This is a genomic window from Bradyrhizobium uaiense, assembly GCF_010811875.1.
Taxonomy (GTDB): Bacteria; Pseudomonadota; Alphaproteobacteria; order Rhizobiales; family Xanthobacteraceae; genus Bradyrhizobium; species Bradyrhizobium uaiense.
Genome location: NZ_VKHP01000136.1, coordinates 1 through 24,982, shown reverse-complemented (window position 1 = coordinate 24,982; position 24,982 = coordinate 1). Strand labels below are relative to the sequence as shown.

At 65.0% G+C, this 24,982-nt stretch carries 23 protein-coding genes and 2 pseudogenes; 13 read left to right on the top strand and 12 right to left on the bottom strand.

Annotation, left to right across the window (positions count from 1 at the left end; all coding sequences use genetic code 11):
* Both FNJ47_RS50580 and FNJ47_RS27860 read left to right on the top strand, forming a co-directional pair.
* A pseudogene (locus tag FNJ47_RS50580) lies at nucleotides 1-273 on the top strand (hypothetical protein); the annotation flags it as partial.
* A gap of 105 nt (nucleotides 274-378) precedes the next feature.
* Complete coding sequence (locus FNJ47_RS27860; RefSeq protein ID WP_163158929.1) at nucleotides 379-762, top strand: nuclear transport factor 2 family protein; 384 nt, start codon at nucleotides 379-381, stop codon at nucleotides 760-762.
* Between the two features lie 322 nt (nucleotides 763-1,084).
* Here FNJ47_RS27860 and FNJ47_RS27855 read toward each other — a convergent pair whose 3' ends face one another.
* Nucleotides 1,085-2,770, bottom strand: coding sequence for a methyl-accepting chemotaxis protein (locus FNJ47_RS27855; RefSeq protein ID WP_163158927.1), 1,686 nt, complete (start codon nucleotides 2,768-2,770; stop codon nucleotides 1,085-1,087).
* A gap of 270 nt (nucleotides 2,771-3,040) precedes the next feature.
* On the opposite strand from FNJ47_RS27855, the gene FNJ47_RS27850 reads away from it, so the two are divergent.
* The 4 genes from FNJ47_RS27850 (at nucleotide 3,041) to FNJ47_RS27835 (ending at nucleotide 7,521) form a co-directional block, all read left to right on the top strand.
* Nucleotides 3,041-4,084, top strand: a complete 1,044-nt coding sequence (locus FNJ47_RS27850; RefSeq protein WP_163158925.1) for a C-terminal binding protein — start codon at nucleotides 3,041-3,043, stop codon at nucleotides 4,082-4,084.
* 117 nt (nucleotides 4,085-4,201) lie between these two features.
* A complete protein-coding gene (locus FNJ47_RS27845) occupies nucleotides 4,202-5,548 on the top strand; it encodes an ABC transporter substrate-binding protein (RefSeq protein ID WP_163158923.1) in 1,347 nt (448 codons plus the stop codon).
* Nucleotides 5,549-5,678: 130 nt separating this feature from the next.
* On the top strand, nucleotides 5,679-6,638 hold the full coding sequence (locus FNJ47_RS27840) for a carbohydrate ABC transporter permease (RefSeq protein ID WP_163158921.1): 960 nt from the start codon (nucleotides 5,679-5,681) through the stop codon (nucleotides 6,636-6,638).
* Between the two features lie 40 nt (nucleotides 6,639-6,678).
* Complete coding sequence (locus FNJ47_RS27835; RefSeq protein ID WP_420831354.1) at nucleotides 6,679-7,521, top strand: carbohydrate ABC transporter permease; 843 nt, start codon at nucleotides 6,679-6,681, stop codon at nucleotides 7,519-7,521.
* Between the two features lie 172 nt (nucleotides 7,522-7,693).
* On the opposite strand, the gene FNJ47_RS27830 is transcribed toward FNJ47_RS27835, so the two are convergent.
* From FNJ47_RS27830 to FNJ47_RS27805, 6 genes and pseudogenes are all read right to left on the bottom strand, one after another.
* Nucleotides 7,694-8,512: an energy transducer TonB family protein gene (locus tag FNJ47_RS27830; RefSeq protein ID WP_163158916.1), complete on the bottom strand. Its 819-nt coding sequence runs from the start codon at nucleotides 8,510-8,512 to the stop codon at nucleotides 7,694-7,696.
* Between the two features lie 4 nt (nucleotides 8,513-8,516).
* Entirely contained in the window at nucleotides 8,517-8,963 is a 447-nt protein-coding gene (gene exbD / locus FNJ47_RS27825) for a TonB system transport protein ExbD (protein ID WP_163158914.1), read from the bottom strand.
* 3 nt (nucleotides 8,964-8,966) lie between these two features.
* On the bottom strand, nucleotides 8,967-9,752 hold the full coding sequence (exbB, locus tag FNJ47_RS27820) for a tonB-system energizer ExbB (protein WP_163158912.1): 786 nt from the start codon (nucleotides 9,750-9,752) through the stop codon (nucleotides 8,967-8,969).
* 25 nt (nucleotides 9,753-9,777) lie between these two features.
* Nucleotides 9,778-10,251 (bottom strand): heme utilization cystosolic carrier protein HutX, encoded by a 474-nt coding sequence (hutX, locus tag FNJ47_RS27815; protein WP_165445901.1) that lies wholly within the window; start codon nucleotides 10,249-10,251, stop codon nucleotides 9,778-9,780.
* 47 nt (nucleotides 10,252-10,298) lie between these two features.
* A complete protein-coding gene (gene hmuQ / locus FNJ47_RS27810) occupies nucleotides 10,299-10,631 on the bottom strand; it encodes a heme-degrading protein HmuQ (RefSeq protein ID WP_163158910.1) in 333 nt (110 codons plus the stop codon).
* Nucleotides 10,632-10,790: 159 nt separating this feature from the next.
* Nucleotides 10,791-13,138 (bottom strand): annotated as a pseudogene (locus FNJ47_RS27805) (TonB-dependent hemoglobin/transferrin/lactoferrin family receptor).
* Between the two features lie 251 nt (nucleotides 13,139-13,389).
* Here FNJ47_RS27805 and hemP point away from each other — a divergent pair.
* From hemP to FNJ47_RS27775, 6 genes are all read left to right on the top strand, one after another.
* Nucleotides 13,390-13,596: a hemin uptake protein HemP gene (gene hemP / locus FNJ47_RS27800; protein WP_163158908.1), complete on the top strand. Its 207-nt coding sequence runs from the start codon at nucleotides 13,390-13,392 to the stop codon at nucleotides 13,594-13,596.
* A gap of 8 nt (nucleotides 13,597-13,604) precedes the next feature.
* On the top strand, nucleotides 13,605-14,555 hold the full coding sequence (locus FNJ47_RS27795; RefSeq protein WP_163158905.1) for a heme/hemin ABC transporter substrate-binding protein: 951 nt from the start codon (nucleotides 13,605-13,607) through the stop codon (nucleotides 14,553-14,555).
* Nucleotides 14,552-15,652, top strand: coding sequence for a FecCD family ABC transporter permease (locus FNJ47_RS27790; RefSeq protein WP_163158903.1), 1,101 nt, complete (start codon nucleotides 14,552-14,554; stop codon nucleotides 15,650-15,652). Before FNJ47_RS27795 ends, FNJ47_RS27790 begins: the two co-directional genes overlap by 4 nt.
* Nucleotides 15,649-16,452 (top strand): heme ABC transporter ATP-binding protein, encoded by an 804-nt coding sequence (locus tag FNJ47_RS27785; protein WP_163158901.1) that lies wholly within the window; start codon nucleotides 15,649-15,651, stop codon nucleotides 16,450-16,452. The genes FNJ47_RS27790 and FNJ47_RS27785 overlap by 4 nt, the downstream gene beginning before the upstream one ends.
* A gap of 108 nt (nucleotides 16,453-16,560) precedes the next feature.
* Entirely contained in the window at nucleotides 16,561-17,913 is a 1,353-nt protein-coding gene (locus tag FNJ47_RS27780) for an esterase-like activity of phytase family protein (protein WP_163158899.1), read from the top strand.
* 373 nt (nucleotides 17,914-18,286) lie between these two features.
* A complete protein-coding gene (locus FNJ47_RS27775) occupies nucleotides 18,287-18,730 on the top strand; it encodes a hypothetical protein (protein ID WP_163158897.1) in 444 nt (147 codons plus the stop codon).
* Between the two features lie 75 nt (nucleotides 18,731-18,805).
* On the opposite strand, the gene FNJ47_RS27770 is transcribed toward FNJ47_RS27775, so the two are convergent.
* From FNJ47_RS27770 to FNJ47_RS27760, 3 genes are all read right to left on the bottom strand, one after another.
* Nucleotides 18,806-19,642, bottom strand: coding sequence for an enoyl-CoA hydratase-related protein (locus FNJ47_RS27770; protein ID WP_163158895.1), 837 nt, complete (start codon nucleotides 19,640-19,642; stop codon nucleotides 18,806-18,808).
* 83 nt (nucleotides 19,643-19,725) lie between these two features.
* Nucleotides 19,726-21,393, bottom strand: a complete 1,668-nt coding sequence (locus FNJ47_RS27765; RefSeq protein WP_163158893.1) for a mucoidy inhibitor MuiA family protein — start codon at nucleotides 21,391-21,393, stop codon at nucleotides 19,726-19,728.
* Nucleotides 21,394-21,569: 176 nt separating this feature from the next.
* On the bottom strand, nucleotides 21,570-23,003 hold the full coding sequence (locus FNJ47_RS27760; RefSeq protein ID WP_163158890.1) for an MFS transporter: 1,434 nt from the start codon (nucleotides 23,001-23,003) through the stop codon (nucleotides 21,570-21,572).
* An 84-nt stretch (nucleotides 23,004-23,087) separates the two neighbouring features.
* On the opposite strand from FNJ47_RS27760, the gene FNJ47_RS27755 reads away from it, so the two are divergent.
* Entirely contained in the window at nucleotides 23,088-23,546 is a 459-nt protein-coding gene (locus tag FNJ47_RS27755; RefSeq protein WP_163158888.1) for a MarR family winged helix-turn-helix transcriptional regulator, read from the top strand.
* A 71-nt stretch (nucleotides 23,547-23,617) separates the two neighbouring features.
* Here FNJ47_RS27755 and FNJ47_RS27750 read toward each other — a convergent pair whose 3' ends face one another.
* Together FNJ47_RS27750 and FNJ47_RS50575 are read right to left on the bottom strand one after the other, a co-directional pair.
* Entirely contained in the window at nucleotides 23,618-24,790 is a 1,173-nt protein-coding gene (locus FNJ47_RS27750) for a thiolase family protein (protein WP_163158885.1), read from the bottom strand.
* On the bottom strand, nucleotides 24,775-24,982 hold a 208-nt coding region (locus tag FNJ47_RS50575), incomplete at its 5' end, for a hypothetical protein (RefSeq protein ID WP_206685356.1). The genes FNJ47_RS27750 and FNJ47_RS50575, both read right to left, overlap by 16 nt.

The window sequence follows — 24,982 nt, the reverse complement described above, 5'->3', positions numbered from 1 at the left end:
CCATTCCTGTGTTTTCGCCTTGTTCTCGGGGTGCGTGGTTTTCAAAACGCACCGCCCTTCCGTCGCCCGGGTTTACCCGGCCCCTCCCCACTCCCCGCGCCGCCTTCGGTGTTTGCCCCCCCCTTTCTGCCCCCTGGTTTGCTCTTTCCCGAGCCGTTCGGCGGCCCGGCCGAAACTGCGCGCATCCGCCAGCGCCGCGAGGACCACCAGCCCGTCAACCAGCCGACCGTCAACTTCGTCCATGCCGATGCCTCTCAGTCATCCAAGAGATGACCGCCCAGTCGTAGCACTCCGCCACCATATCGGCCACTGTCGGCGCAGATCACCGGTCTGGTCCGGTGAGGCCACCGCCACATCATCGCCTAAGGAGATTTTGCAATGAGCGACATCCAGGCCATCGCATCCGCGATCGATGGATATTTCAACCTGATGTACGACGTCGACGACAGCCGGTTCCGCGACGTCTTCTCCGATGCCTGCATCGTGCACGGCATCCGGGACGGCAAGCACACGGTGCGGTCGGCGGCGGAATTCCGCGACTTCATCCGCAGCCGTCCCTCGCCGGCGTCGATGAGATCGCCGCGCGACGAGGCCATCATCAGCATCGAGCAGACCGCGTCCGATCTCGCCATCGCCAAGGTGCGCGTCAGGGCCGGCCAGACCGGCTTCATCGACCATCTGGTGTTTCATCGGATCGACGGCAGGTGGCTCGTCACCACCAAGGCGTTTCACGTCGCGCAGGTCTTCCCGGCGGGATCGTAACGCCCTCACGGTCAATTTTCGGAATATCAGAAATATGACACTGATTTGCCCGACGTGTCAAGTTGGCTGGCCGCCGTCACCGGCTCCTTTGCATGGGGTTGTTTTCGATATTTTGGCGGCGCACCCCTGCGACGGCCCGGGAGTGAAGCGATGAAGTCTGCCAACTCCGTCATCCTGAGGAGCGCGTAGCGCGTCTCGAAGGATCGACGGCCACCAGCGGGGCCGTACATCCTTCGAGGCTCGCTCCGCTCGCACCTCAGGATGACGGATGAGAGAAGCGCAGGGTGGGTACGCCTTCAGCTAACCCACCCTACGCAATCCGTTACGCCGCGCGGACCTTCTGCAGGAACTCGTCGACCGCGTTGCGCAGCATGCCGGACTGGGTGTCGAGCTCGCGCGCATTCGACAGCACGTCGCTCGCCGCGGTGCCGGTGGCGGCGGCCGCGGTGGTGACGCCGCCGATATGGGCGGAAATCTCGCTCGAGCCGGCTGCGACCTGCTGAATGTTGCGGGCGATCTCACGCGTCGCATCGCCCTGCTGGTCGATCGCAGTCGAGATCGAGGCGGTGATCTCGCTCATCTGCGCAATGGTCGCGGTGATGCCGCCGATCGAGGTCACCGCCTCGCCGGTGGACGCCTGCATCGCGGCAACCTGCGCCGAGATTTCCTCGGTCGCCTTCGCGGTCTGGTTGGCCAGTGCCTTCACCTCGGAGGCGACCACCGCGAAACCGCGGCCGGATTCGCCGGCGCGCGCCGCCTCGATGGTGGCGTTGAGCGCCAGCAAATTGGTCTGGGCGGCGATCGAATGGATCAGCTTGACCACCTCGCCGATCTTCTCGGCGCCGGTGGAGAGCGCCTGCACGGTCGCGTTGGTGCGCTCGGCATCGGCCACCGCCTGGCTGGCGACCTCGCTGGAGCGCGCCACCTGGCGGGAGATTTCCGCAACCGAGCTGGAGAGCTCCTCGGCCGCGGCAGCAACCGTGCCGACATTGTTGGAGGCCGAGTCGGAGGCGGCGCCGACGGTCGCAGCCCGCGCGCTGGCGTCACTTGCAGTCGCGGTCATCGACTGCGCCGTCGTCTGCATGCCGGCGGCGGCGGAGGCCACCGTGCGGACGATGCCGTTCACGCTGCGCTCGAAATCGCTCGCGATATTCTCCATCGCGCTGCGGCGCTCGGTGGTGGCGCGCGCCTGCGTCTCAGCCTCGGCCTGCTCCAGGCCGCGGATACGGATCGCATTGTCCTTGAATATCTGCACGGTCGCCGCCATCCCGCCGACCTCATCGCCTCGGCCGACCCCGGGGATGTCGCCGTCGAGCTTGCCGTCTGCGATGTCGCGCATCCGGGCGCCGAGCAGGTTGAGCGGCCGGGAGATGCTGCGGCCGATCAGCCATGCGACCGAACCGGAAACGATGCCGATGCCGAGGATCGCAAGGCCGAGCAGCCAGGCGATCGGCCGCATCTTGGCGTCGATATCGTCGAGATAGGCGCCGGTGCCGAGATACATATCGAAGCCGGGCACCGCGACCGCGTAACCGAGCTTTCGGATCGGCGTCTCCTGGCCAGGCTTCACATATTCATAGAACAGCAGGATCGCGCCATTGGCCTTCACGCCGTTCATCAGCTCCCAAGACAGTTTGCGGCCATTGGTCACGACATCCATGCGGTTGGTCCCGACCTGTTTCGGATCGGGCGCCAGCACCGTGATGCCGTTGTAGTCGGTGCCGAACAGATAGCCCGAGCCGTTGTCGTAGGTCATCGCGTTGCCGAGCTTGCCCAACTCGGCGAGTGCCGCTTCCTTGGTCATCTTTCCGGCGTCGACCTCCTTCTTCAGACTCGCGGCCATGTTCTTCGCCATCTCGACCATGGCTTTGGCCTGATCGACGCGCGCATTCGTCATCTCACGCTGCATCAAATTGATTGCCAGGACGCCGGCCGTGCACAGGCCAAGGAGCGCCACCCCCACCAGAATGCCGAGCTTGGGGGTGATCTTCAGATTTGAAAGCTTCACGGGGGTCTCCAGAAGAGGCGGGGAACGCGACGCGATTGGCGGATTGATTCCGATCACCGTAATGTGAGACCCTTTACCTGATGGTTACGGTGGTTCCCCGTAGAAGCCCGGAGAATCGGGCCTCGGACCAACCGGCAATTGTAGAGAGAGCAGCGCCGCTCGCGTAGAAGTAGGAAAAGCGGCGATCCAGGCCGCGCTCCGAGAAGCAAGAAGATCAAGAAGCAAACCAGCAAGAAGCAAGAACAGAAGACCTCACATCGGGAGCAGACAATGTCGAAATTCAGGGTCGTCACGCCGAAGGGCGCGAGCTTCACGGTCGCCGGCGGCGGCTATGATTATGAGCGCGAGGCGCTCGATCCGATCGGTGCGGAGATCGTCGAAGCGCCGGCCAACGAAGCCGAATTCATCGCCGCGGCGCGGACCGCGGACGCGATCTACGCCAAGGGCATGCCGATCACCAAGGCGGTCATCGACGCGCTCGAGAATTGCAAGGTGATCACGCTCGGCAGCGTCGGCGTCGACTCGGTCGACGTGAAGGCCGCCACCGCCCGCGGCATCCCCGTCACCAACATCCCCGACACCTTCATCGAGGAAGTCGCCGACCATGCCATGATGCTGCTGCTCGCAGGCTTCCGCCGCCTGATCGAGCAGGACAAGATGGTGCGCACCGGCCGCTGGGCCGAAGGCCGTCCGGCGCTCTTGAAGATTCCGCGGCTGATGGGCCAGACGCTAGGCTTCATCTCGTTCGGCCGGGTCGCCCGCGCGGTAGCCAAGCGCGCCGCGCCGTTCGGCCTCCGGATGATGGCCTACGATCCGTTCATCCAGGAAACGCTGATGTACGATCACGGCGTGATCCCCTCGACATTGTCGGAGGTGCTGTCGCAGTCGGATTTCGTCTCGATGCACGCCCCGGCGCGGCCCGAGGTGCACCACATGCTGACCGAGAAGCATTTTCGCCAGATGAAGAAATCGGCCGTCTTCATCAACACAGGCCGCGGTGCCACCGTCGACGAGGAATCGCTGATCAAGGCGCTGCAGGAGGGCTGGATCGCCCACGCCGCACTCGACGTGCTGGAAAAGGAACCGCCGTCGCACAACAATCCGATGCTCGGGATGGACAATGTTACCTTGACTGCGCATGTCGCCTCGGCATCGGCACGTTTTGACGAAGCGCGCAAGCGCCGCGTGGGCTACGAATTGTCACTAGTGCTGCAAGGCATGTGGCCGGTAAGCTGCGTCAACCCGTCGGTGCTGCAAAACACCGCGCTACGCCGCTGGCAGCCCGTCAGCATGGATCGCGGTCCGAACAGCTAGGCGGGACGACGCTCTCCGCGCGAAGGCTTGTCTCGCCTTTCGCGCACCGAGACGACAAGACCCTTCACCGGCGGTCAACGCCGGGAAGGAGCAATAGAGACAGGGAGTGCAAACGACATGACGTATGAGGTCACGCGTCGCGGCGCGCTGGCGCTGGGAGCTTCCGCAGCGGCGCTGGCAATCACTCGCGCTTCGGCGCAGGAAGCGTCGAAAATAAAGGCTGCCGACGTGGCAGCACCGTCGCTCCCGATCGAAAAGGGCGCGACCTTGCGCATGCTGCGGCCGGTGCGCTTCGTCCAGGCCGACGAAGACGTGTTCCGCGCCAATGCCAAGAAGTTCACCGACAAGACCGGCGTCGAGATCAAGGTCGACTTCGTCGGCTGGGAGGACATCAACCAGCAGACCGCGGTGACCTCGAACTCCGGCGCCGGGCCGGACATCATCATCGGCTTCGGCGACGCGCCGCATATCTATATCGACAAGCTGATCGAGCTGACCGACGTCGCCGACTATCTCGGCAATCGCTACGGCGGCTGGTTTGCGCTGGCACAGCGCTACGGCATGCGTTCCAAATCCAAGAGCTGGATCGGCCTGCCGTTCGGCGCCTCGGGCGGCCCGCTGGTTTACCGCAAGTCGCTGGTCAATGCGGCCGGCTTCGACAAGGTGCCGGAAGACCATGCCGGCATCCTCGAACTCTGCAAGAAGCTCAAGACGGCCGGCAAGCCGGCGGGCTTTGCGCTCGGCAACGCCGTCGGCGACGGCAACGGCTTCGCCAACTGGCTGCTGTGGTCGCACAACGCCGCATTGCTGGATGAGGAAGGCAATATCATCATCAACAGCAAGGAGACGATCGCCGCGCTGAAATATCTGAAGGAACTCTATCCGACCTTCATCGCCGGCACGCCGTCCTGGAACGACGTCTCCAACAACCGCGCCTACTCGTCGCAGGAGATCGGCCTGACCGCCAACGGCGTCTCGCTGTACTTCTCGCTGAAGAACGATCCCGCGACCAAGGCGATCGCCGACGACACCGAGCACCAGCTCCTGCCCAAGGGACTGGCATCGACCTCGCCGATGTCGGGCCTGACCTTGAATGCGATGGTGTTCAAGCACAGCCCCTATCCCAATGCGGCGAAGGCGTTCCTGCAATTCATGCTGGAAAAGGAGCAGTACGAGCCCTGGCTCAATGCCAACTCCGGTTACTGGTCGCAGCCGCTCGCAGCCTACGCGGACGCGGCGGTGTGGTCGGGCGATCCCAAGGTCGCGATCTTCAAGAACACGATGAAGAGCCCCTATTACAACGGCTACAAGGGGCCGATCTCGACCGCGACCGGCGCCGTCAATGCCGACTACGTGCTGGTGCAGATGTGCGCCTCCGTCGCGACCGATGCGGCCACGCCTGAGGCCGCCGCCGCGGAAGCCGAGCAACGCGCCAAGCGATACTTTCGCCGGCAGAACCGATAACGGCGGTCATTGAACTGCGAAACTTAAATCAACCGTCATTGCGAGCGAAGCGAAGCATCCATAGCACCACGACGAGAAATGGATTGCTTCGTCGCTTCGCTCCTCGCAATGACGACAAGACGAGCATTCAATGTCCGTAACGACCTTCCCATCGCGCGGCGGTGCGGCGCTCCGGCAACCCGGCCGGCTCGCGCGCCTGTTCGACTACAAGCCGTTCCTGATCGTGATGTGCCTGGCGCCTGCGATCGGCCTGCTGCTGGTGTTCCTCACCTATCCGCTCGGCCTCGGCATCTGGCTCGCGTTCACCGACACCACGATCGGTCAGCGCGGCATCTATATCGGGCTGGAGAACTTCCAGTATCTGCTCAAGGACCCCCTGTGGTGGAACGCGGTGTTCTACTCGATCTTCTATACCGCGGTCGCGACCTTCGGAAAATTCGCTCTCGGCTTCTGGCTGGCGCTGCTGCTCAACAACCATTTTCCGTTCAAGAGCCTGATCCGCGCCATCGTGCTGCTGCCGTGGATCGTGCCGACCGTGCTCTCGGCGCTGGCGTTCTGGTGGATCTACGATCCGCAGTTCTCGATCATCTCCTATCTGCTGGTCGACGTGCTGCACCTGCGCGACAGCAATGTCGACTTCCTCGGCTCGCCCTGGCCGGCGCGTTTCTCGCTGATCGCGGCCAATATCTGGCGCGGCATTCCGTTCGTGGCGATCTCGCTCCTGGCGGGCTTGCAGACCATCTCGCCCTCACTCTATGAAGCCGCGATGCTCGACGGCGCCACCTCGTGGCAGCGCTTCCGCTACATCACCTTCCCGATGATGATGCCGATCCTGGCGATCGTGATGACGTTCTCGATCATCTTCACTTTCACCGACTTCCAGCTGGTCTACGCCATCACCCGCGGCGGCCCGGTCAACTCGACCCATTTGCTCGCGACACTGGCGTTCCAGCGCGGCATCGCCGGCGGCGAACTCGGCGAAGGCGCTGCGATCGCGGTCTCGATGATCCCGTTTCTCGTGTTCGCAACCTTGTTCAGTTACTTCGGCCTCGCACGCCGCAAATGGCAGCAGGGAGAAGCCAATGACTGACGTCGCAGCTTCCAACGTCGCCAGCGCCACGCCCGATACGATGGCGTGGGATTCCCGCACCCGGCGCGTGGTGATGATCTATCTGCCGCTCGCCTGCTTCATCCTGATCCTGCTGTTCCCGTTCTACTGGATGGCGATCACCTCGTTCAAGCCGAACGCGGAGCTGTTGAACTACAAGGAGCACAACCCGTTCTGGATCACCTCGCCGACGCTCGCGCATATCAAGCATCTGTTGTTCGAGACGTCGTATCCGCGTTGGCTGAAGACGACCATGCTGGTTGCGATCGGCTCGACCTTCCTGTCGTTGTTCGCCTCGACGCTCGCCGCCTACGCGATCGAGCGGCTGCGCTTCCGCGGCAGCCCCTATGTCGGGCTCGGCATCTACCTCGCCTATCTGGTGCCGCCGTCGATCCTGTTCATTCCGCTCGCCACCGTGATCGTGCAGTTCGGCCTGTTCGATTCACCGCTGGCGCTGATCCTGGTCTACCCGACCTTCCTGGTGCCGTTCTGCACCTGGCTGTTGATCGGCTATTTCAAGTCGATCCCCTATGAACTCGAGGAATGCGCGCTGGTCGACGGTGCGACGCGGCTGCAGATCCTGTGGCGGATCACGCTGCCGCTCGCGGTGCCCGGCCTGATCTCGGCCGGCATCTTCTCCTTCACGCTGTCGTGGAACGAGTTCATCTATGCGCTCGCCTTCATCCAGAGTGGCGCCAACAAGACGGTGCCGGTCGCGATCTTGACCGAGCTCGTCACCGGCGACGTCTACCAGTGGGGCGCGCTGATGGCTGGCTCGCTGCTCGGCTCGCTGCCGGTCGCCCTGTTCTACTCGCTGTTCGTCGACTACTACGTGTCGTCGTTGACCGGCGCGGTGAAGGAGTAAGCGGGCACCAACGCGCAGTAGCTCTATCCCCGTCATCCTGAGGTGCGAGCGGAGCGAGCCTCGAAGGATGCACGGCCACAGCCGGGCCGTCGATCCTTCGAGACGCGCGTTCCGCGCTCCTCAGGATGACGGGGAAAGGTTGCTCAGCGGATCAGCGCTGAACTTGCCTGCCCTACCGCGGCACGAACGCGACCGGCACACTGAACCCCATCGAGCCTTGCGTGACCTCCTCCGGAAACGCCGGAAATGGTTGTGCCTGCCGCACCATCGCCAGCGCCCGCGCGTCGAAGGCCGGATTTCCGGACGAGCCGCCGAGATGGCTCGACAGCACCTGCCCGCTGCGGCCGAGCGTAAACACCAGCCGGACCACGCCGCGCTGGCCGTTGCCGCCGGCCGGATAGGAGTGGAAGCGCAACAGATGCGAGCGAACGCGCAAATTGTATGCCGCGATCGCCGAAGCCGCCGCACCTGCGCTGATCGCGGACGCAACGGGTGCCTGCCGTTCGGCACGGCTCGGCGCGCTGGTGCGCGGCGCCGGCGTCGCGTCCGACGGCTTCTTTGCGTCCCGGCGGATGACCTTCGGCTTGATCGGCTCGGGCTTGTGCTCCGGAACGAGTTTCTCAGGCTCGGGCTTTGGCGGCGTGACCTGCTTCTGCTCCGGCGGCGCCGTCACCTCGGGCTTCTCCTGCAGCGGCGTCGGCGCGATCTCCTCTCGCACAGCCTGCGCGGCGGCGGGCTCCGGCGGCGCGGCATCCGCCTCCTGCATCGCCGGGCCCGGCGGCAGCTCGGTCTCCGAAATCTCCGGCGCGGATGTGATCGGCGTCAGGTCGACCAGCACCGCCGGCACGGCGACACCCTGCGGCGGTGCCGAGACCCATGTCATGCCGAGCGCGAGCAACGCCGCATGCGCCGCCAGGATCGCGGCCGCCGAGAGGCCCCAGCGCCTCAGCCGGATGTCGCCGCCCACATCGTGAAGCGCATAGGCATTCATGGAATCAGCTTCGCCCGTCGAGGCCGACCAGTGCGATCTTGAGATAGCCGGCGTTGCGCAGCAGGTTCATCACCTCCATCAGGTCGCCATAGCTGACCGCCTTGTCGGCGCGCAGGAAGATTCGTTCGTCCTTCTTGCCCTGCGTGGCGCTATCGAGCGCCGACGTCAGCCCATCGCGCGCGATCACGTCCTCACCGATCGCGACCGAGAGGTCGGGCTTCACGGTGACGAACACCGGCCTGTCCGGCCGCGGTTGCGGCTCGGCGGTCGAGGCCGGCAGATCGACGCCGAGATCGACGGTCGCGAGCGGCGCCGCCACCATGAAGATGATCAGCAGCACCAGCATCACGTCGATGAACGGCGTAACATTGATCTCATGCGTTTCGGCCAGATCGTCGTCGCCGCGACGCCGGCTACCGAACGCACCGCCTGAGCCGAGCTTCGCGCCCATCGCCTACTCCGCGGCGCGCGCCAGCCGGAACAAGCTGCGATCGCCCTCGCGGCTGACCAGCAGCATCACCATGACCGAGGCATCACCGAGCAGCGCCCGGTAGGCCGCGATCGAGCGGGTCAGATGATTGTAGATCACGACCGCCGGAATCGCCGCAACGAGGCCGAGGGCGGTCGCGAGCAGCGCCTCGGCAATGCCCGGCGCCACCACCGCGAGATTGGTTGTGTGGGCCCCGGAAATCCCGATGAAAGCATTCATGATGCCCCACACCGTGCCGAACAGGCCGACGAACGGCGCGGTGGCGCCGATCGTCGCCAGCACGCCGGTGCCGCGCGCGATCTGCCGCGACATCGCCGCCTCGACGCGCTCGAGCCGCAGCGCGATGCGCTCCTTGAAGCCGTCATCGAAGATTCCACCTGAGAGTTCGGCCTCACGCGATGCCGAGTGCACGATCTGCGCCACGGCGTCGTTGCTGTCGCGGCTCGCCCGCTCGACCTCGGCAAGCAGCGTGTCGCGCTCGAACAGGCCGATCCGCTGCTTGGCAAGCGCGGTCTTGCGGCGGAGCTCGACAGTCTTGGCGAGCCAGACCGTCCAGGTGACGAGCGAAGCAAACGCAAGCCCGATCATCACCGCCTTCACGACGACGTCGGCGCTCGCGAACATGCCCCAGGGCGAGAGGTTACGCGGCAGCAGCGCGGCGTCGGTTGCGGCAAGGCTCGCCCCGGGCAGCATGTCGAGCGCGGCAGATGCCGCTATCCAGATGCTTCGTACAAGCCAGCGATACGACATGATCGCCTCCCGTCCTTTGTTACTCTCAGCTCGCTTTCGGCGCGAGACGGTCCGCCAGCGCGTGGAAGTGCGCCAGCTGATCGCCGCGCAGCGCGCGCGTCTCGTCACGGCCGACGAACACCTTGAACATGATGCCGCCGTCGACATTGATGAAGGCGATGAAAGCCGACACCTTGCCCATGAACGGCCGCTCCACGAACGCGATCGCCGCGCAGCGCTCGTGCCTGAGATGGCCGTGCAGCCCCTTCGGCTGCATCAGGTTGAAATAGCCGCGGCCGACCTCGCCTTTCGGAATGGCGCCGGTGAATTCGAAGATCGCATCATCGGTGTGCACGATCAGCGTCACCTCGCCCCATTCCGCGACGTCCTGCATCGCGGCGGCGAATTCCCCGGCACCGATCCGCACCATGTTCTCAGGCAGCGCCTCGAGCACGGCGCGCGGCGTGACCTTGCGCTCGCGCGCGACGTCCTCGATGACCGCGCCGGGATTGTCCGCCATATGGGCTTTCAACCCGGCAAGCTCCGCGTCCTGCACGGCGGCCTCCGTCACGCCGGGCTCTTCGCGCGCTCGGTGATCAGCACCTCGAAACCCTCGAATTTGGGATGGCCGAGATAGAGGCTGCCGCCGGTCTCGTTGCCGGCGCGGGAATGGGCGCGGCGGAACGCATCCGACTTGGTCCAGTCCTCGAACGCCGTCTTGCTGGCCCAGACGGTATGGGTCGCATAGAGCGTATGGTCCTCGGCCTCGGGGCCCTTCACCAGATGAAACTCGATGAAGCCGGGCAGATCGCCGAGATAGGATTCGCGCGTCTTCCAGACCGTCTCGAACGCCTGCTCCTTGCCCTTGATCACCTGAAACCGGTTCATTGCGATGAACATGAAAGCCTTCTCCTGTTGGCGGCGGATGCCTTGGACAATGCCTTGGACGTTGCCTTGGCTCCTGCCGGTTGATCTCGTTAATATCATGAATGCGCCAAAGCCGCGCTGGGGGCACCAGCGCGGCCGGAGCAACCTGGATGGAATGATCGGCTTGTCGCGTTACGCTCCACCAAGGTGAATCTTCAGACCGGCCTTGTAGACGGTGCCCGGACCGGGGCTCGAGAACAGCACGTCGTTCTGCGTCGTGCCGTCGGACGAGGAGCCCGGGATCGCATAGGGCCGATAGTACTGGTTCAAGAGGTTATCGACCGACGCCGTGAAGGTGATGTCCTTGGTGGCGTTCCAGGTCACATAGAGATTAACCAGCTCGTAGCCGGTCGAGGGCAGATAGCCCGCCGGCAGATTGTTGTTGGCACCGAACGAGGACCATTGCGCGGCGATGATCAGCGAACGGTCGAGCAGGCGCACGCCGCCCGTCGTCGTCACCTTGCGCGGCGTGATGGTGGCGAGCCCGACATTGGTCTCGGTGTTCCGGCCGCGCATCAGATGGCCGGCGACGCCCACGAACCAGTCGCCCGCGTCATACATCGTCTCGAGCTCAAAGCCCTCGATGCGAGCGTGGGCGAGGTTCTGGTACTGGTAGAACTGGCTGAACCGTCCGAACGGTGTTGCGGTCGGCGCCGACGCGACGAGGTCGATATAGCCGTCGACGTCGTTGCGGAACACGTTGATCTTGCTGCGGAACGAGTCGTTCGGGGTGAAGATGCCGTCATACTTCAGGTTGATGCCGGCCTCCTTGTTCTTGCCGACCTCGGGCCGCAGCGCCGCGTTGGGCAGGAAGCAGAACAGGCCGCTGGTGCCGTCGGGACAGTTGAACAGCGCCGGCCCGCCGCCGGTGGCGTGGCCGCCCGCGATCAGGGTTTCGGTGATCGACGGCGCGCGATAGCCTTCGGCATAGCTCACATAAGGCGTGAAGCCGGCGACCGGCGTGACGCCGAGCGTGATCTTCGGCGACAGCCGGTCGCCGCTGGTCGTGGTGTTGATCGAGTTGAGCTCGTAGTGATCGTAACGGACGGCGCTGACGAGCTCGAGCCAGGTCGAATAATTCTGCTTCAACTGCACGAAGCCGCCGGACACCGTGCGCTGGCCGCCCGGCGTCGTGATGTTGGAGTTACCCCGGGAATCGAAGGTCTCGGCATCATCGCGGAAGGCATCGAAGCCGTAGGTCACGGCATTGCGCCAGTCACCGAAATTGAAGCGCGAGGTGTTGTTGACGTCGAGGCCGACGGTGTCGAGCGAATAGCCGCGCTTGTCACCGACGCAGCCGGAGATGTTGTTGCCGGGATTGGCGAGCGTGCAGACACCGCCGCCTGTGGTGATGCGGTTGTTGTAGGTCTTGACCTGATCGTTGTCGGTGCGGTTGCCATAGACGGAGATGTTCCAGTCGAACAGCATGTCGTCGGGCTTGGAGTATCGCCAGCTCAGCGTCCCCGTGTAGTTCCTTGCATCGGAAGCGTAGACCGAGGAGCCCGCGATCGCCGCCAGCGGCGCCGCCGTCGTGGTCGGGCCGCGGTTCGGCTGGCCGATATTGTACTGGTAGTCCTGGAAGATGCCGCCGATCTTGAACTCGTGGCCTTCGGCCGGGCGGATCGTCACCTTCATCAGGCCGGCCGCGATATCATTGCCGGTATTGCCGATCTCGGTGCCCGCGCCGTCCTTGTAGTTGCTCTGGGTGCGGTAGACCGCCCCGCCGAACACGTCGACATTCGGATCGGCCCGGACGCCACCGAATACCGAGCCCATGCCGCGATCCTTGTTGGAGCCGTAGGAGCCCGACATGTCGACACCCCAACGCTCGCCGGGACGCACCACATCGTCGATATCCTTGGTGCGGAACGAGACCACGCCGCCGATCGCGCCGGAGCCGTAGATGTTCGCGGTCGGGCCGCGCACCACGTCGACGCCGCCGATCGTTCGGGATCGAGGAAGAACGAGCCGTTGGCGTTGTGGCCGGTGCGCTGGTAGTTCTGCCGCGCGCCGTCGACGACAACTGCGACGCGGCCGAAGTCCTGCAAGCCGCGGATGTTGATGACGGTCGCCGGATCGTCGCCGCGCTCCTGGAACGAGACGCCGGGAACACTGTAGAAAATGTCGGAAATCCTGTTCGGCTGCAGGCCCTGAATCTTCTCCAGCGTGACGGAGCTGACCGGCGCCAGCGCATCGATCGCGCGCTCGTCGGTCTTGGACGCCACCGCCGTGATGGTGTCGAGCGACTGCACCGGCACCGCTCCGATCTGCGCGCGCGCATTCATCGCGGGCGATACCGTGGCCTGCTGTTCGGCAGCGGGCTTCGGCTTCCGCTTGGCCTGCTTCGGCCGCTCGGTCGCGGGACGCACCGCCGACGCATCGGCTGTCTGCGCGAAACTGCTCTCCGGCAGCGCTGCCGAAAATGAAAACACCGACGCGCCCAAAATCAGGACGCGCGAAACCCTAGCCCCGTCAGCCATACTAGCCCCAGCCTAATCATCGCTCTTCCGGTTTGGCTGGCGTGCGCTCTGGTGAGCGGCTTGCTGGCTACGTTGCGATGCAAGCCACCCGCTTGCATGCTGTGATGATTGGTTACGGGCCCGCAACAAAACGGTCAAGAATGCGGCGGCGCTGTTTACATCGATTGTAAATTGCAGCCGTTGGATTGCGCCTTCGCCCGACTATACAAGCAAGCACCATTTGAAAATATCGAAAGCGCAGCACCACAAGAATGTCGGCAACTTCCGGAGACAGGTTCGGCGCAGCGGGAAAGCAGGCCGATTCCGCGTCTGACGCGGCCAAAACCCTCATCATGCGCGGAAATCGTCTCGACAGCCGCGACCTGTTCTCGACCGAACGCGAGCTCATCATCGTGCATGGCGAAGAGCACTACCGGCTGCGGCTGACTTCGCAGAACAAGCTGATCCTCACCAAGTGACTGCCTCGATGACAATTTGTCGCACGCTCGCTCTGCTCGCATTCTCCTGTCTACTGCCGATCGGCGCCGCAACCGCCGAGGGCATCACCGTGCACGACGCGCGCGACCGCGACGTCGTGATCGACGATCCCACACGGATCGTTTCGATCGGCGGCGCGATCACCGAGATCCTCTATGCGCTCGGCTTCGAGGACCGCATCGCCGGCGTCGACGCCACCAGCCTGTACCCGTCGGCGGCGCTGCGCGAAAAGCCCGACGTCGGCTACATGCGGCAGCTGTCACCGGAGGGCGTGCTCGGCCTGCACCCGTCGCTGGTGCTCGCGGTGCAGGGCTCCGGGCCGAAGGAGACGATGGACGTGCTGGAGGCCGCCAAGGTGCCGCTGGTGCTGGTGCCCGAGACCTTCTCGGAGGCCGGATTGATCGAGAAGATCAGGCTGGTGGGTCACGCCATGGGCGCCGATCCGCGCGCCGCCTGCCTCGCCACGGCGGTAGAAAGCGATCTCGGCCAACTCCGCGCGCTACGTGCCAAGGTGGCAAAGCCGGTACGCGTGATGTTCATGATGTCGCTCCTGAACGGGCGCGCGCTCGCCGCGGGCCACAAGACCGCCGCGGACGAGATCATCCAGCTCGCCGGCGGCGTCAACGCCATCGACGGTTACGACGGCTACAAGCCGGTCAACGACGAGGCCATCGTGGCGGCGAAGCCGGATGTCGTGCTGTCGATCGATCGCGGCAAGGATTCGCTGACCTCGGAAGCCGTGTTCACCCATCCGGCCTTTGCGCTGACGCCGGTCGCGGCCAACAAGGCCTTCATCTCGATGGAGGGGCTTTATCTGCTCGGCTTCGGACCGCGCACCGCGGCCGCGGCGCGCGACCTCTCGATCAAACTCTATCCGGCGCTGGCGCCAGAGGCCGACAACTTCAAGCCATCCGCGTTGACCGCGAACTGCCGGCAATGAGCGTGATGGCCGAGCGCCGCGCGGGTGCGAAACAGCGACGCGCCGGCATGTCGCTGCGACCGGCGGCGACACTCACCCTGCTCTGTCTGCTGGCGGCGCTCGCTGGGACCGCGCTGGTCGCCTTGACGGTCGGAGCCGCCGGCATTCCGTTGGCACGGCTGCCGGCTGCGCTCGGTCTATGGGCCGATGGCGCAGCCAACCCATTGCTCGCGCGCGACCAGCTCGTGGTGTGGTCGATCCGCATTCCCCGGATCGCGGCGGCCGCAATGGTCGGCGGCCTGCTTGCCGTTTCCGGCGCGATCATGCAGGGCCTGTTCCGCAATCCGCTCGCCGACCCCGCGCTGGTCGGCGTCTCCTCCGGCGGCGCGTTTGCCGCGGCGGCCGCGATCGTCTTCACCGACAGCCATCTCGGCGAGAGCCTGCGCTTCCTGCAACATCAGTTGCTGCCGATCGCGGCCTTCGCCGGTTCGCTGGTTACGACCATCGTGCTTTATGGCATTGCGAGCCGCGGTGGCCGCACGGCGATTGCGATCTTCCTGCTGGCCGGGCTGGCGATTGCCGCGATCGCCAATGCCGGCATCGGCCTTCTGGTGTTCGTCGCCGACGACCGCCAGCTTCGCGACATCACCTTCTGGATGCTGGGCTCGCTGAGCGGCGCGACCTGGGCCAAGCTGTCAGCGCTGGCGCCGGTGCTGGCCGCGGCCCTGATCGCCTGCCTTTCGATCGCGCGCGGGCTCGACGTGCTGGTGCTCGGCGAAGCCGAGGCGTTCCACAGCGGCGTCGATGTCGAACGGCTGAAGCGGATCTCGATCGTGCTGGTGTCGGCGATGACCGGGGTTGCGGTCTCGGTCTGCGGCGTGGTTGGTTTCGTCGGCATCGTGGTGCCGCATCTGTTGCGTCTCGTCATCGGACCTGCGCATCGCCTGCTGCTGCCGGCCTCGGCATTGCTCGGCGCGATCCTGCTGGTCGGCGCCGACACGGTGGCGCGCACCATCGTAGCACCGGCGGAAATGCCGATCGGCATCCTGACTGCGGCCATCGGCGCGCCGTTCTTCCTCGCCATGTTGCTGCGACAACGGGGGCTGGTGTCGCTATGACCACCCTGCTCGAGGCGCAGTCGGTATCGATGACAGTAGGCGGTGCGAAGCTGGTCGATGCCGTCTCACTGCAGGTTGACGCGGGCGAAATGGTCGCGATCGTCGGCCCCAACGGTGCCGGCAAATCGACGTTATTGCGGATGCTGTCCGGCGACCTCCGTCCGTCGCGCGGGGCGATCCGGCTCAGGCAACGCGACCTCCATGCCTGGGGTCCGCGCGAATTGGCGCAGCATCGCGCGATGCTGTCGCAGCACATCAACGTCACCTTCCCGTTCACCGTCGAGGAAATCGTCAGCATGGGCGCCGGCGAGAGCCCGCGCGCCGTGACGCGTGCGCTGGTCGCGGCGGCGCTGGACGAGGTTGGGCTTTCGCATTTCCGTTCCAGGCAATTGCCGACGCTGTCTGGCGGCGAGCAGCAGCGCGCGCATTTCGCCCGCGTGCTCGTGCAGCTCGCCTGCGGCGAGGCGCTGCATGGGCCGGGGCTTTTGCTGCTGGACGAGCCGACCTCGAGCCTCGACCTGCGGCACCAGATCGACCTGGTCGAAACCGCCCGGCGGCGTGCCCAGCGCGGCACCGCCGTGATCGCGATCCTGCATGACCTCAACCTCGCGATGCGGTTCGCCGATCGCATCCTGCTGCTGCATCGCGGACGGCTTGCCGTCGACGGCGACCGCGCCGCCGCGATGCAGGCCGACACGCTTCGCAAGATCTTCGAAATCGACGTTACGATCCAATACACCGGAGCCGGTGTGCCGTTCCTGCTGCCGCAGACAATGCGGCCGGCGAGCCAGGCGACGTAACGCCGCAAGCCTTATCCCGTCGCAATACGCGTCATTCACAAAACTGTCAGCCGGCTGTAACCGGCGCCTCGGAGAACACCGCATCGTTTATCCTTTGGGAGATCAACCATGCGCCTGTCCCTGCTCTGCTCCGTTGCCTCGCTGCTGCTCGCCACACCGGCGTTCGCGCAGAGCGAGGGCGAATTTCCGGCGACGCTGGCCGGACACGCCGTGATGCCGGCGGAGAGCTTCATCGACGCGCCGGCTGACGCCCCGAACGATCTGAAGACCTCGGGCAAGTACACCACCGGCAAGCGCGTCGACGCCATCGGCACCGTGATGGGCAAGTCCTATGAACGGCCGACCGGCGTGTCGCTGCCGTTCAAGGGCCAGCCGCTGCAGGGCCATTCCGGCATCAAGGCGATGCCCGACGGCTCGTTCTGGGTGATCACCGACAACGGCATGGGCTCGCGCTACAACTCGGCGGATTCGATGCTGTACCTGAATCGTTACAAGATGGATTGGGCCGGCGGCAAGATCGAGCGCCAGGAGACCGTGTTCCTGCATGATCCCGACAAGAAGGTGCCGTTCCGCATCGTGCATGAGGACACCGCCAAGCGCTATTTGACTGGCGCCGACTTCGACACCGAGGGCTTCCAGATCATCAACGACGTTTTCTGGATCGGCGACGAGTTCGGGCCCTACATCCTCAAGGCCGACAAGACCGGCAAGATCCTCGCCGTGTTCGAGACGGTCGCGGACGGCAAGCCGGTGCGCTCGCCGGATCACTGGGCCGTGCAGTCGCCCGGCGCGCCCGGCGCCTCCTATACCAACGTCAATCTGCGCCGCTCCAAGGGCTATGAAGGCTTCGCCTCCTCCAAGGACGGCAAGTTCCTCTACGGCCTGCTCGAAGGGCCGCTGTGGGATGCCGACAAGAAGGACTGGGAGAAGGTCGACGGCAAGGAAGCCTCGCGCATCCTCGAATTCGACGTCGCGGCGGAGAAGTTCACCGGGCGCTACTGGCAGTATGTGTTCGAGCAGAACGGCAACGCGATCGGCGACTTCAACATGATCGACCCGACCCAAGGCCTCGTGATCGAGCGCGACAATGGCGAAGGCACCGCCGACAGGGCCTGCCCGCAAGGCCAGCGCGGCGAAAACTGCTTCCCTGATCTTGCCAAGTTCAAGCGCGTCTACAAGATCGAGCTGTCCGACGCCAATGTCGGCAAGCCCGTGCGCAAGATCGCCTATATCGACCTGATGAAGATCCGTGATCCGAACAAGAAGGCCCGCAAGCCGCTCAACGACGGCGTCTACACCTTCCCGTTCTTCACCATCGAGAATGTCGACCGCGTCGACGAGACCCACATCATCGTCGGCAACGACAACAACCTGCCGTTCTCCTCGAGCCGCGATCCGAACAAGGCCGATGACGACGAGTTCGTGCTGCTCGAAGTGGGTGACTTCCTGAAGGCGAAGTAGGCGCGCGCCCACCCCGAACAACAATGTCGTCGCCCGGCTCGCCGCCTCCGCTAAAGCTTCGGCGCGCCATGCACTCATGGCCTCGTCGAAGCCTTGGCGTAGACGGGACCGGGCGACCCAGTATTCCAGAGGCGTCAGAGTTCAACGGATAAGCCGCGGCGTACTGGATGCCCCGCTCAAGGCGGGGCATGACAGCGAATTTGCGGATGGCCAATCTCGTCATCTCCGCCAAGGCTTCGCCTTAGCGCGGGGGTGACGGTGATAGACCTACCACGCCAAGCCCATGCCCAACGGTTGTCCTACAATTGCACTTCTAGCAACGCGCTGGATGATGATAGCGTCGACCGATACTTGAATCGCTTTGGGGCCGATCATGCGAGAAAAATCCAGCCTGACCTACATCGAGGCGCTCATCGCCGCGGGCTTCGTTGTGTACCTGACTTGGGACCAAAGCTGGGGCCTGCCACCGGCATGCATCGCCTTGATGCTCGGCGTGCTCGTCTACTTCGCCTATCTATGCCTGATGCGCCGGTTGGTGCGACTTCACCAAAATACCTATGAGTGGGTGGCAACGATCCTGGCCGTTGCATGGGCCGTGTTGGCTTACTTCGCAACCGCCGCGCTGCAGGCGGGGTTCGCCCACCAAATTCCCGCCTCCCTGCTCGCGCATCTCTGGCCCTGGATCGCGGCGGTCGCCGCCTTCATCGGAGCGCTCGCCAGCAAGGTGCGGTTCATGGACGATGTTCGCGAATATGTCCTCGGCCGTCGCGCGCGCTGGGACAATCAGCAATGGCTGGAGGAGGACGCGGGCTTCTAGCGCGTTTTCAAGCGAAGTGGACACCGGTTCGCGTGAAGCAAACGCGTCAAAACAACAAGCGTCCGCCGCCAAGCGTCATTCCTTCTTTGTCCGGTAATCTCCGAACGTCGTGTCGCGCTGGTCGAGCTGGGCTTTCACGCTGCCGCCGTCGCGGCGGAAGCCCGCCATGTAGGCCTTGCTGGCCTCGGTCGTGAAGGCCAGCGCCTGGATCTCGGTGCCGGCGCGCATCGCAGCGCGGGCGCCCATGATTTCCATCGCGCGATGCACCGAGCGCTTGTTGAGCTGCTGCAACTCGACCGGCACTTTCGCCGCGCGCTCGGCGAAATCGAGCGTCTTGCTCTCCAGTTCCGAGAGCGGGAACGAGCGGGTCGCATAACCCCATTCGGCGGCCTCACGTCCGGACATCGCATCACCCGTGAGCATCAATTCCATGGCGCGGCGCATGCCGACCAGCCACGGGTGATACTGCATGTCGGGCGGGCTCATCAGCCGCACCGGCGGATAGCCGATCTGGGCGTCGTCAGCGACATAGACCACGTCGCAGGCGGTCGCGAGCTCGGTGCCGCCGGCGAGGCAATAGCCGTGCACCTGCGCAATCACGGGCTTGGCGAGATCCCAGATCGAGAACCAGCCCTCGACGACATGGCGCGACCATTGGCCGGGGCCGGATGCCGAATGATAGGGCTGGTCCACGCGATTGTCGGCGGAGAGATCATAGCCCGCCGAAAAACACGGCCCCGCGCCGCGCAGGATCGAGATCGAAATCTCGGGGTCGCGGTCGGCCTGCTCCAGCACCTCGAAAATCTCGCCGCGCAGCCGGTTGTTCAGCGCGTTGCGCTTTTCGGGGCGGTTCAGCGTGATGCGGCGGACGCGCGGACGCGGATCATCGACGATGATGTGCTGGTAGCTCATGGATCCTCCCGATCTCAGGCTTTGCTGCCTTTGGCAAAGTGATGCCCGAGATCGGGAGGGATGTCATCGCTAGTTAACGCAGATCACCCCGCCGGCACCATCACGACGCCCTTGTCTTTGGGCCAGCGCATCCGCCAGGCGAAATTGATGTCACGGACTTCGCCGGCCTTGGCCTCGAACGCCCATTCCAGCACGCCGCGCTTGTCGCGCAGGTTGGTGGTGGTCGCAGGCGTCGACGACGGCAGCATCTCGACCACGATATCGTCGTTCTCGCTGACCGGGAGCTGATCCTGGATCGCGACCTTGATCGGGAAGTCGTGGCCGTTGCGCACCGTAGTCTTGAACGCGCGCTCGTCGGTTTTCGACGTCGTCACGATCAGGCCGGCGGAGCCTTCGTTGCGCTTCACCACCGTGCGCTCGATCTTGACCTTGTCGTCGGCGCCGAAGCCGAGCCGCACGGTCTCGTCCTTGGCGGCGGTCGCCATCCGGCTGCGGCCGACAAAGATGCCGTCGCGGTAGATCGAGACCTGCCCCGGCAAAAGCGGCGCGTCGTCGGCCTGCACGAAGCTCGCTTCCAGGAACGCGGTCGGATCGATCACCGGAACGGCGCGCACCGCGAGATCGGGGGTGATGGTTGCGGTCGAGATGCGCAGGCTCTTGGCGCCCTCATTGGCCGAGACGTTGACGCGACCGGGAATTTTGAAGGTGGCCTGGAAGGCGCTGACCTCGGCAGCAGCTTCCTGCTCCTCGGCCTTCTTGAACAAATGCTGCTCCATTGAAGGCGCAGCCGGTGCGGGCATAAGCGCCGAGGGCTGTTGCACGCTGTCAAACGCTCGGCCGGCCGCCAGCGGCCGCGGCGGCTGCGGATATCGCACGATCAACGAATTGAGATCGGGCGCATTGCCGCCGCGGGCGACGCGCACGGTGGAGACGACGAGCGCCACGTTGGACCAGTCCTCCCCGGTCGACTGGGTGATCTCGGCGCGGCGCACCAGTTCGATCGCGGGCTTGCGGTCCTTGGCGCCGGTATCGAGACGAGCGTCGTAGATCGGCATCCAGCGGGCGCTGCGCACCGCGTAGGTGACCCGCAGCGTGGCCTTCGTCGCTGCAGCTGACGCCAGCTCGATCCGCACCTCGAGCTTGCTCGGCGGCTTGGCGGCGCGATCGGCCTCAAGCCGCGCGATCTCGCGATCGATGTCGCGCTGCTTGCGCGTGGCGTCGCGGATCGCGTTGTCGGCGGTCGCGACTTCGTCCCCCACCGCCGAGAACGCGGCTCGCCATTCGCTCACCGGGCGCGCCTCGCCCTTCTCGCCGATGCCGACCGGCGAGGCCTCGGCAAAATGCTCGGCGAATTTACGCCGCGCCTCGGCCGCAGTGATGATCCCCTGCAGATCCTCGCGCTGGTCGCGCAGCGCCTCGATCCGCTTCTCGATCTCAGGCAGGTTCGCCGGCGTCACCGGGTGCGGCGGCCGCGCGTCGATGGCGCCGATCGTCAGCCGGCCGCCCGCCTCGCCTTCGACCCGCAGCGAGGACGGATCGAGCCCCATCGGGAAATCCTTCGCGATGAGGGTGTTGTCGCCGGCGGGCAGATCGAGCGTGATGACGCGGGTGACGCTCGCGCCGTCAGGATAGACGGTGACGGCATCGACCTGCGAGGCCGCGTCGAGATTGGCCGCGTGCAGCGGCCCGGCAACCAGCGCACCCACCATCACCAGGCTGGTGGTCACAAGACAATTGGCAATCCTTCGCATGACATCCCTCCGGAAAAGCGCTGCATCGCGCGCGAGAACGGCGTGCCGAACTCATTGGCGCGCCGTTTCTCGTGGTGAGACGCAGCGAGGAAGGGACTGGTTCGATTGAGGTTTCGCTGCGGCGCGACGATGACGCCGCCGCGGCTGCCGGATGGCGCGGCGATGTCTTTCGGGTCTTAGCGATCCGATCTGCGCCGGATGAACAGGTAATTCGGCACAAATCCGGCAATGGTGATCGCGATCATGATCCACCAACCGCGCTGGAACGCCGCGATCCTGTCGGCCATCGTGGCGGGCGTAGCCAGGATCGCGACGAAGATCGCGACGCCGATCGCAAGCGCCGCCTGCCGGATCATGTTGATGACGCCGGAGCCGGTGGCAAACGACGACGGCGGCAGCGACCCGGCGCCGACGCCCATCAGGGTCGGAAAGGTCAGCCCGACGCCGATACCGGTGAGCACCATGCCTGCCACAAAGGCAGGCATATTGGGGTCAGCCCCAAGCAGCGTTGCCCAGACTATAAGGCCACCCGCGAACGACATAATGCCGGCGGACACGACGGCAGCCGCGCCAAACCGCGCGATCAGGCGACCGGCGAACAACAGCGAGGTGAACGGGACAAGCAGCGGACCCGGCGCGATCGCAAGGCCCGTCTTCAGCGCCGACCACCCCCACACGGTTTGCTCCCACAGCGCCACCGACAGCAGCATCGCGCCGAAAGCCGCCGAGTAAGGCGCCATGACCAGCGTCGCCCCGGTAAAGGGCCTGACCTTGAACAGCGCAGGGTCGACGAAGGGATTCTTCGATCGGAAGCAGTGCCATGCGAAGGCGGCAAGCGAGAGGCCTGCGACGGCAAAGCCGAGCACGACGCCGCGCGAACCCCATCCCCAGTCATTCGCCTTCACGATGGCGAATGTCAGCGCGCCGATGCCTGAGGTCACCAGTAGCGCCGCCCACCAGCTCGGCCGCGGCACGTCGTGGCCGGGCACCTCGGGCAGTTTGAGCCAGCCGATGATCAGCGCGATCACGCCGATCGGGACATTGACGATGAAGATCCAGCGCCAGTCGAAAGTGACAAGCACGCCGCCTGCCAGCGGCCCTAGCGCTGCGGCGAGGCCGCCGATCGCCGTCCAGGTGCGCACCGCACCGGCGCGCTGCTCGGGCGGGAACGACGCCAGCAGCAGGCCGATCGAGGTCGGCGTCATCAATGCGGCACCAGCGGCCTGCGCGACGCGGGACAGGACCAGCAGCTCGACACTGGGTGCCAGCGCACACGACGCCGATGCTGCCGTGAACAGCGCTACGCCAAGCAGGAAGCTGAGATTGCGGCTGTGGCGTTCGGCGAGCCGACCGAAAAACACGAGCAGCGCCGCATAGACGATCGCATAGCCATTGAGGATCCAGGACAGGTCCTCCAGCGAGGCGCCGCGGAATTCCTGCGCGATGTTCGGCAGCCCGACATTGACGATGAACAGGTCGAGATTTGCGAGGCAGATCCCGACAGAAACGATCGCCAAGACCTGCCGCGGGGTTGCCGTTGCCGCGCGGGACCGCGGCCGCGCTTCAGGTCCGACCGCCAGCCCGACGGTGTCCACCTCGACCTCAGACATCACACCCTCCAGGTATGTGCATATACATCTATTGCCATTAGGTGCATATACATGTATCTGTCAAGCCCAGTTTGGAGGCAGCCAATGGCGAAGACGGAAGCCACCCGGTGCAATCTCACAGCGTTGCGCAAGGCGACGCGGCGGGTATCGCAGCTCTACGATCAGGCCCTCGCGACATCGGGGCTGCGTGGCACGCAGCGGGCCATCCTGGTCCATGTCAGACGAACGGGAGCCCCGACGATGGGGGAGCTTGCCGCAGCGCTGGTGCTCGACCGCACCGCGCTCAACCACAACCTGAAGCCGCTCGCGCGCGACGGCCTGTTGACCATCACCGTCGACAAGAATGACCGCCGCAGCCGGCTGGTGCGGCTGACCAAACGCGGCGAGGCCAGGCTTGCGGACTCGCAGGCCGCCTGGCTTGAGGCGCAGGACCGCTTCGAGACGGCGTTCGGCGCCAGGCAGGCCGCTGATCTCAGGCAGACGCTCGAACTGGTCGCCGCGCTCGAATTCGGCGAACCCGCGGCGGATGTGCCGGCGTCATGACCGGCTTCAAATGAAAGCGGCCCGGCGATGCCGCCGGGCCGCTCGTCTCACACAATCAGTATCGATCGCGCTCAGCTGTAGATCTCGAACAGGCCTGCGCCGCCCTGACCACCACCGATGCACATGGTCACGACGCCCCATTTGGCCTTGCGGCGACGACCTTCCTGCAGCAGGTGGCCGGTGAGCCGGGCACCGGTCATGCCGAAGGGGTGGCCGATCGCGATCGAGCCGCCGTTGACGTTGTACTTCTCGGGATCGATGCCGAGCTGGTCGCGCGAATAGAGGCACTGGCTGGCGAACGCCTCGTTGAGCTCCCAGAGATCGATGTCGTCGACCTTGAGGCCATGGCGCTTCAGCAGCTTCGGCACGGCGAACACCGGACCGATGCCCATCTCGTCGGGCTCGCAGCCGGCCGAGGCCCAGGCGACGAAGCGGCCGAGCGGGTTGAGGCCGCGCTTCTCGGCATCCTTGGCTTCCATCAGCACCACGGCGGCGGCGCCGTCGGAGAGCTGGCTGGCATTGCCGGCGGTGACGAACTTGCCCGGACCCTTGACCGGCTCGAGCTTGGCAAGACCTTCCAGCGTGGTCTCCGGACGGTTGCACTCGTCACGGTCGACCACGTAGTCAACGATCGACTCGGCCTTGGTCGCCTTGTCGACCACCTTCATCTTGGTCTTCATCGGGACGATTTCGTCCTTGAACTTGTTGGCCTGTTGCGCGGCCGCCATGCGGCGCTGCGACTCCAGCGAATACTCGTCCTGGTATTCACGGCTGAGCTTGTAGCGCTCGGCGACGATGTCGGCGGTGTCGATCATCGCCATGAAAATGTCGGGCGCAGTCTTGAGCAAATCAGGATCGATCGATTCCTTCGGCGAGCCGCCGCCGGGAATCGAGATGCTCTCGACGCCGCCGGCGACGATGCAATCAGAGCCGTCCGAGCGGATCGAGTTGGCGGCCATCGCGATGGTCTGCAGGCCCGACGAGCAGAAGCGGTTGACCGAGACACCGGCGGTCGACTTCGGCATGCCGGCGAGCAGCGCCGCCTGGCGGCCGATGTTCGGCGCGCCGTGCGCGCAATTGCCGAGATAGCAATCCTCGACATATTCCTTGTCGACGCCGGCGCGATCGACCGCGTGCTTGATGGCGTGTGCGGCCAGCGACATCGGCGGGGTGATGTTGAATCCGCCACGGCCGGACTTCGCCAGGCCGGTGCGCGCGTAGGAAACGATTACGGCTTCACGCATTGTTTTCTCCCTCTGAGATGATGGACATTGTGGCGCGTCGTGGCCCGTTCGTACACATTTTTCGGCAGGCGCAACAGCAATACCGGAGGCTCCGGAACGACAAACGCCGCCTCCGCGACCGGAGACGGCGTCATGTTCCGCAGATCGGAACTTGGACGGGCTTGAGCGGTATCTTTGTTCGTCGTGCCCGGA

Excerpts from the sequence above, each read along its gene's own strand:
- FNJ47_RS27860 (WP_163158929.1), top strand. The coding sequence starts at position 379 with ATGAGCGACATCCAGGCCATCGCATCCGCGATCGATGGATATTTCAAC.
- FNJ47_RS27850 (WP_163158925.1), top strand. The coding sequence starts at position 3,041 with ATGTCGAAATTCAGGGTCGTCACGCCGAAGGGCGCGAGCTTCACGGTC.
- FNJ47_RS27845 (WP_163158923.1), top strand. The coding sequence starts at position 4,202 with ATGACGTATGAGGTCACGCGTCGCGGCGCGCTGGCGCTGGGAGCTTCC.
- FNJ47_RS27840 (WP_163158921.1), top strand. The coding sequence starts at position 5,679 with ATGTCCGTAACGACCTTCCCATCGCGCGGCGGTGCGGCGCTCCGGCAA.
- FNJ47_RS27835 (WP_420831354.1), top strand. The coding sequence starts at position 6,679 with ATGGCGTGGGATTCCCGCACCCGGCGCGTGGTGATGATCTATCTGCCG.
- FNJ47_RS27830 (WP_163158916.1), bottom strand. The coding sequence starts at position 8,512 with ATGAATGCCTATGCGCTTCACGATGTGGGCGGCGACATCCGGCTGAGG.
- exbD (WP_163158914.1), bottom strand. The coding sequence starts at position 8,963 with ATGGGCGCGAAGCTCGGCTCAGGCGGTGCGTTCGGTAGCCGGCGTCGC.
- exbB (WP_163158912.1), bottom strand. The coding sequence starts at position 9,752 with ATGTCGTATCGCTGGCTTGTACGAAGCATCTGGATAGCGGCATCTGCC.
- hutX (WP_165445901.1), bottom strand. The coding sequence starts at position 10,251 with ATGGCGGACAATCCCGGCGCGGTCATCGAGGACGTCGCGCGCGAGCGC.
- hmuQ (WP_163158910.1), bottom strand. The coding sequence starts at position 10,631 with ATGTTCATCGCAATGAACCGGTTTCAGGTGATCAAGGGCAAGGAGCAG.
- hemP (WP_163158908.1), top strand. The coding sequence starts at position 13,390 with ATGTCGGCAACTTCCGGAGACAGGTTCGGCGCAGCGGGAAAGCAGGCC.
- FNJ47_RS27795 (WP_163158905.1), top strand. The coding sequence starts at position 13,605 with ATGACAATTTGTCGCACGCTCGCTCTGCTCGCATTCTCCTGTCTACTG.
- FNJ47_RS27790 (WP_163158903.1), top strand. The coding sequence starts at position 14,552 with ATGAGCGTGATGGCCGAGCGCCGCGCGGGTGCGAAACAGCGACGCGCC.
- FNJ47_RS27785 (WP_163158901.1), top strand. The coding sequence starts at position 15,649 with ATGACCACCCTGCTCGAGGCGCAGTCGGTATCGATGACAGTAGGCGGT.
- FNJ47_RS27780 (WP_163158899.1), top strand. The coding sequence starts at position 16,561 with ATGCGCCTGTCCCTGCTCTGCTCCGTTGCCTCGCTGCTGCTCGCCACA.
- FNJ47_RS27775 (WP_163158897.1), top strand. The coding sequence starts at position 18,287 with ATGCGAGAAAAATCCAGCCTGACCTACATCGAGGCGCTCATCGCCGCG.
- FNJ47_RS27770 (WP_163158895.1), bottom strand. The coding sequence starts at position 19,642 with ATGAGCTACCAGCACATCATCGTCGATGATCCGCGTCCGCGCGTCCGC.
- FNJ47_RS27765 (WP_163158893.1), bottom strand. The coding sequence starts at position 21,393 with ATGCGAAGGATTGCCAATTGTCTTGTGACCACCAGCCTGGTGATGGTG.
- FNJ47_RS27760 (WP_163158890.1), bottom strand. The coding sequence starts at position 23,003 with ATGTCTGAGGTCGAGGTGGACACCGTCGGGCTGGCGGTCGGACCTGAA.
- FNJ47_RS27755 (WP_163158888.1), top strand. The coding sequence starts at position 23,088 with ATGGCGAAGACGGAAGCCACCCGGTGCAATCTCACAGCGTTGCGCAAG.
- FNJ47_RS27750 (WP_163158885.1), bottom strand. The coding sequence starts at position 24,790 with ATGCGTGAAGCCGTAATCGTTTCCTACGCGCGCACCGGCCTGGCGAAG.